Source organism: Collinsella sp. AM12-1 (genome assembly GCF_003472325.1).
Taxonomy (GTDB): Bacteria; Actinomycetota; Coriobacteriia; order Coriobacteriales; family Coriobacteriaceae; genus Collinsella.
In genome coordinates this window covers 87,639-94,096 of record NZ_QRLS01000011.1, presented here as the reverse complement: position 1 = coordinate 94,096, position 6,458 = coordinate 87,639, and the positions used below count along the sequence as shown (strand labels likewise).

The following is a 6,458-nucleotide window of genomic DNA, read 5'->3' as shown; positions in this document are numbered from 1 at the left end:
AAATGGATTCTAAAAAACACCTTGCCAAATAGGAGCGTCAGGACGCAAAGAGGCTCCGCAGCGCGAAGCGCGATGCGGAGCCTCTTTGCATGTCCGAGGACGTTCCGGAGGGAAGCCCCCGTCACGCCCCCGGATTCCCGGTGGGAGTTCTAGACCTTGTCGGCCTTAGTACATACCGCCGCCCTGCTGACCAGCGGTAGCAGCAGCGATAGCGTCCTCAAGCTGAGTGTTTTTGGGCACATCGGAGACGGTGGCCTCGGTGATGAGGATCAGGCTGGCGACAGAAGCAGCATTCTGCAGGGTGACGCGGCTGACCTTGACGGGGTCGAGGACGCCCATCTCGATCATGTCGCCCCACTCGCCGTTGGCAGAGTTGAGACCCTGGCCGGCGGGCAGCTCGGCAACCTTGTCGACCACGACAGCGCCCTCAAAGCCAGCGTTCTTGGCGATAGTAGCGACCGGAGCGGTCAGAGCCTTCTTGACGATATCGACGCCGATCTTCTCCTCGGGGTCGTCGATCTCGACAGCATCGAGCGCAGGAGCAGCGTCCATGAAGGCGACGCCGCCACCGGCGACAATGCCCTCCTCGACAGCAGCGCGGGTAGCCTGCAGGGCATCCTCAACGCGGTGCTTGATCTCCTTGAGCTCGGACTCGGTAGCAGCGCCGACCTTGATGACGGCAACGCCACCGGAGAGCTTGGCCAGGCGCTCCTGGAGCTTCTCACGGTCGAAGTCAGAGGTGGTGTTCTCCATCTCGCCCTTGATCTGAGCGATGCGGGCGTCGATGGCCTCCTTGGAGCCGGCGCCGCCGACGACGACGGTGTTGTCCTTGGAGATAGTGACGGACTTAGCGGTGCCGAGCATATCGGCGGTGATGTCAGCGACCTTCACGCCCAGCTCGTCCAGAGCAGCCTGGCCACCGGTGAGGACGGCGATGTCCTCCAGGATGCGCTTGCGGCGATCGCCGTAGCCCGGGGCCTTGACGGCGCAGACGTTGAGAGCGCCACGGATCTTGTTGAGGACCAGGGTCGGCAGAGCCTCGCCGTCGATGTCCTCAGCGATGATGAGCAGGCCACGGCCGGCGCGCTGGACAGCCTCGAGAACAGGCATGATGTCCTGAACGCTGGAAATCTTCTGGTCGGTGATGAGGATGTACGGATCCTTCATCACGGCCTCCATGCGGTCGTTGTCCGTGACGAAGTAAGCGGAGACATAGCCCTTGTCGAACTGCATGCCCTCGACGGTGTCGATGGTGATGTCGAACGTCTGGGAATCCTCGACGGTGATGACGCCGTCCTTGCCCACGACCTCCATGGCCTCGGCGATCTTCTCGCCAACCTCGGGGTCACCAGCGGAGATGGTGCCGACGGAAGCGATCTGCTCCTTGGTCTCGACCGGCTTGGCCTGCTTCTTCATCTCGGCGACGGCGGCGTTTACAGCCTTGTCGATGCCGCGACGGATGGCCAGCGGGTTGGCGCCGGCGGCGACGTTGCGCAGGCCGTCGTTGACGATGGCCTGGGCGAGCAGGGTTGCGGTGGTGGTGCCGTCACCCACGGTGTCGTTGGTCTTGGTGGCGACCTCCTTCACCAGCTGAGCGCCCATGTTCTCGATGTTGTCCTCGAGCTCGATCTCCTTAGCGACAGAAACGCCGTCGTTGGTGATGGTCGGGGCACCGAACGTGCGCTGCAGCGCAACGTAGCGGCCCTTGGGGCCCATGGTGACGGTAACGGCGTCGGCCAGAGTGTTGACGCCCTTGGCGAGCTTAGCGCGGGCATCGGTGTTGAACGTAATGTTCTTTGCCATGGTGAGTAATCCTCCAAAAGAAATGTGACTCGCGTCGCCGCTTCCGAGTCCTATGCGACGATCGCGTTCAAAGACGAATCAGAGATTCTGACGAGACTAGGCCTCGACGACGGCGTAGATGTCGTCGGCGCGCATGAGCAGATACTTCTCGCCGTCGACCTTGACCTCGTTGCCACCGAACTTGCCGTAGATGACAACGTCGCCAACCTTGACGTCCATGGGGATGCGCTCACCCTTGTCGTTGACCTTGCCGGCGCCCACGGCAACGATGGTGCCGCGCTGCGGCTTCTCCTGAGCGTTGCTGGCGATGTACAGACCAGAAGCGGTCTTCTGCTCGGCCTCGTCGGGCTTGACCAGGACGCGATCTGCAAGCGGCTTCAAAGACGACATGCTTGTTTCCTCCTTTGTGGGCCGCGCGGTCATGCCGCGCGGGTTAACCCTTTTTGTTTGCGTACGCGTTGAATGGTACCCACGAATGGCGGGTTATACAACACGGAGTCAAAAAATCTTATTTTTTGGCACTTAGATTTTCTGAATGCCGGGGGATAACTTAGCGATGCCTCCCGTGTGGCTCCGGAGGGGCGGGGCATAAGGTTTCCTGCTCGGGCAGTCCTGCTCGCACGAAGGCCACATTAAGTGGCCTTCGGCTCGTGCGGAACTCGCGATAAACCTTATGCCCCGCCCCTCCGGAGCCACACGGGAGGCAGGTTAACTAATTCGGGCCCGGCATTCAGAAAAGTCAGTGCAGCAAAATGGCGATGCGGATAGGAATGTGGGCATGGTCTTCGCTGCGCGCACGGGTCCCCTGGGGAGCACCGTGCATTTTTGGGAGTATTCAGCAAGCCAGGACGGCTGCATACGCGCCGGACATACCTTATTGGTCCCAAGAACGCCTTCAGCGGGCGGTTTTGGTCGGTGGGCAGACCCCGTTGGGACAAATGGGCGTACTTCGCGCCGTACCGGAGCCCAAAATGACGTCAATCTCCGTAACGTTACTCAGCCGCAGCGGCACCGGCAGAGCTCGCGGTGCTGAATACTCCGTTTTTTGCACGGCCCAGGCGGGGGTACATCAGGACCGGAAAGAACATCTCAGCTTTTTTATGCAATCTGCAACTGGAAGTATGCAAAACACCATGAGGTTTCACTGCTGATGTCCAAATTGAACGCACGGAGCAGCACCTCAACCCCGCGCCCAAATCCAACAGAGCAGGGACGCACATGGCGGATCCTCACCGAAACGCAAACGCGGCTCGAGCGCCATCCCAAAATAAGCTGCCCGAGCCGCGTTTAACGGTAAGACATGAATACTTAGCGCTCGTAGATCAGGTTGCCGGCTAGGTAGGTGGCTTGGACTTTGGTGGCTTGGAGTTCTTGGGGGTCGATGGTGAGTGGGTTTTGGTCCAAGACTACCAGGTCGGCGTATTTACCGGGTTCCAGGCTGCCGAGGTTTTGCTCGTCGCCCGCTGCATAGGCGCTGCCCAGAGTGTAGTTGCGCAGAGCCGTTGCCGCATCGATGCGCTCGCTCGGCAACCAGCCGCCCTCGGGCCAGTGGCTTTTGGGGTCCTGGCGCGTGATGGCCGTGTAGAGCACGTTCATGCTGGTAACGGGCGTGATAGGGCTGTCAGTTCCGAAGGCTTGGCGGATGCCGCGCTGCTTATAGGTTGCGAACGGCCACATGATTCGGCTTCGCTCCAGGCCAAAGTCGCGCTCTGGGCCACCCGGATCGAGCGTGATGTGGCAGGGCTGGCTCGAGGCGACCACGTTGAGCTTGCGCAGGCGATCGATGTCCTGGGGCAGGAGGTTCTCCAGATGCTCGAGTGTGTTATGGCCGTGCTGGGGCAGGCCGTAGAGCTCTGCCGCCTCCTCAAAGATATCGAGCGCAGCATGGATGGCACCGTCGCCGATGACGTGGATACGCACAGTGTGGCCGCGCTCCGCGGCCGCCAGAACCAGCTTACGCATGCGCTCGGCAGGAACTGTCAGACGGCCCTGGTCGCCCGGGAAGCGCGGATTGGTATAGGGCTCGGTGAGATATGCCGTGTGTTCGCTCGACACGCCGTCGAAGAACTGCTTAAAGCCTGGCGCCGAGAGCAGCGCGTTGTTCGCGTAGCGGGTCTGTAGCTCTTCCAAGCGCGATTGGTCATCCAGCAGCGTGGGAAACAAATGGGCGCGGATGCCCAGCTTGCCGGCTGCCTGCAGTTTGTCGTAGACATCGTCGCGGATAAAGTCGCAGCCCGGCATGGGCATGAGCGACATATCGCATATCGAGGTGATGCCCTGCTCGGCCATCCGCCTCATTTGATCGGCGTAAGCGCTTGCGATGCGATCCTCGCCCAGCCACTCAAGGCAGCGCGGTAGCAGCTGCATGGCAGCCGCCTCGTGAGCAATGCCCGTGAGCTCGCCGCTTGCGTCCTTGTCGTAGCCACCGCCCGCTGGCGGCTCGCTGTCGCGCGTGACGCCGAGCGCCTCGAGTGCGCGGCTGTTGAGCCACAGCGTATGGCCGTCGCCCGAATACATAACGCAGGGGCGATCGGGGAATGCCGCATCGAGCGACGCCTTGGTAGGATGCTCGGGCGGGTCCCAACGGTAGTCGCGCCAGCCCTGCGTCACAACCCAAGCGTCATCGGGCAGGTCCTGGGAAAACTCGAGCGCGTGTTGCACCAGCGCCGCCTCGGACGTGCCCATATCCATGAGCATGTACGGCGAGGAGCCGACCGAGGTATGGAAGAAGTGCAGATGAGCGTCATGGAAACCTGGGCAGACAAACTGCTCGCCGTAGTCGATAACCGGCGTGGCGGCAGGCGCGGCGGCAATCACGTCATCGGGCGCACCGACTGCGACGATACGGTCGCCTGCGATGGCAATCGCCAGCTCGCGGGCGGTATCGATGCCGTCTTGCGCGGTAAAGACGTTCTTGGAGCGGATAATCCGATCGATATGTTGCATGGGCATCCCCATCTCTGGCAGGAAATTCAACACCCCCGAGTGTACTCCCCCGCCCTTGTAACAAAACCCCAAGCGGCAAACGGCAACTTTACCAGCCCTAGCGGCAGGTGGCATACTGGAGAGAGCCTGTACGATTTTGCGATCAACCCAGCAAGGAGCAAATCGACCATGACGAAGACCAAGGCACAGCAGATTATGGCGGCGACCGAGGCTCGCGCGGCTGACGACGTCACCGCAGCCATCAAAGATATCGCTACCGAGTTTGAACCCTATATCATCAAGCAGCGCCGGCACTTCCATAAGCACCCGGAGCTGAGCCTTGCCGAGGAGCGCACGACCTCCGACATCGCCAACCAGCTCGACGCCATGAATATCCCCTACGAGCGTCCGCTCAAGACCGGCTTGGTGGCAACGCTTCGCGGTACCGCGTCGGATGCCTATCGCGAGGACGGCACGCCACGCCGCCGCATCCTGCTGCGCGCCGACATCGACGCCCTGCCCGTCACCGAGCAGACCGGCGAGGAGTTTGCCAGCGTCAACGAGGGCTGCATGCACGCCTGCGGCCACGACTGCCACATCGCCATGATGCTCGGCACGCTGCAAATCCTGCGCCATATGACCGACGACATCCACGGCGAGATCCGCATCGTCTTCCAGCCCAGCGAGGAAAACGGCCAGGGCGCCAAGCTCATGATCGGCACGGGCGTGCTCGACGGCGTCGATGGCGCCTACGCCGCGCACATCTGGAGTGAGGTCGACGCCGGCACCGTGAGCTGCGAGCCCGGACCGCGCATGGCCAATACCGACTGGTTCCGCATCGACGTCCGCGGCACCTCGTGCCACGGCGCCATGCCCCAGCGCGGTCACGACGCCGTTATGGTTGCCGCCGAGATCGTCAACGCTCTGCAGACCATCGTTTCGCGCGAGATCAGTCCCTACGAGCCGGCCGTCATTACCGTCGGCGAGCTGCACGGCGGCACCGCGCGCAACGTTATCGCCGGCACGGCCTACCTCGCCGGCACGGTGCGCACCTACGGAGATTCGACCCACGAGGAAATGCCGGAGCTCATGCGCCGCATCGTGGAGCATACCGCGGCCGCCTTGGGCGCCGAGGCAGAGCTCACCGACTACACCATCGCCAATTACAAGGTCGAAAACGATGCCGCCTCGAGCGAGCGCTGCCGCCAGGCAGTAATCAAATGCCTGGGCCCCACCGGCCAAGGCCATTATCGCGGCACACTCTCGGGTGAGGATTTTTCAGAGTACCTGCGCCGCGTACCGGGCGTGCTCGCCTTTGTTGGCACGCGCAACCCCCAGATTGGCGCCACGTACGCCCAACATTCTTGCTTCTACAAGATTGACGAGTCGGTACTGGCCAAGGGCTCCATGGTGGCCGCCCAATATGCCATCGACTTTTTGGCCGAGCCCACACAAGAAGAGCTCGACGGCCCCACGATTGCCGCGGTCGCCGAGACCAATCCCGACCTGGCAGCCAAACTGCGCTCTGCCAAGGCCACGGCCGCCGAGGCCCGCGACGCCATGCACGATGCCCGCACGGCGCGCCATGCCGCCATCAAGGGCATCCATGATGCACGTGCCGCCGCTCGCCGCGAGGAGAAGCACGACGAGTAGTCGATCCACGACCATCTCGCAGTCATAGCCGCATCGCGATATCAAAGCGGGGGCGGACGCTTCGGCACGTCCGTCCC

4 protein-coding genes are annotated in these 6,458 nt (G+C 62.3%); 1 reads left to right on the top strand and 3 read right to left on the bottom strand.

Going from position 1 to position 6,458, the window contains the following annotated elements; all coding sequences use genetic code 11:
- Positions 1 to 165 precede the first annotated feature (165 nt).
- The 3 genes from groL to DW136_RS06905 all read right to left on the bottom strand — a co-directional run bounded on the left by groL (position 166) and on the right by DW136_RS06905 (position 4,749).
- Entirely contained in the window at positions 166 to 1,803 is a 1,638-nt protein-coding gene (gene groL / locus DW136_RS06915; protein ID WP_006234938.1) for a chaperonin GroEL, read from the bottom strand.
- Positions 1,804 to 1,899: 96 nt separating this feature from the next.
- Positions 1,900 to 2,193 (bottom strand): co-chaperone GroES, encoded by a 294-nt coding sequence (gene groES / locus DW136_RS06910; protein WP_022094351.1) that lies wholly within the window; start codon positions 2,191 to 2,193, stop codon positions 1,900 to 1,902.
- Positions 2,194 to 3,111: 918 nt separating this feature from the next.
- Positions 3,112 to 4,749, bottom strand: coding sequence for an amidohydrolase (locus tag DW136_RS06905; RefSeq protein ID WP_233503852.1), 1,638 nt, complete (start codon positions 4,747 to 4,749; stop codon positions 3,112 to 3,114).
- 168 nt (positions 4,750 to 4,917) lie between these two features.
- On the opposite strand from DW136_RS06905, the gene DW136_RS06900 reads away from it, so the two are divergent.
- On the top strand, positions 4,918 to 6,381 hold the full coding sequence (locus DW136_RS06900) for a M20 family metallopeptidase (protein ID WP_117629271.1): 1,464 nt from the start codon (positions 4,918 to 4,920) through the stop codon (positions 6,379 to 6,381).
- Positions 6,382 to 6,458: the final 77 nt, after the last annotated feature.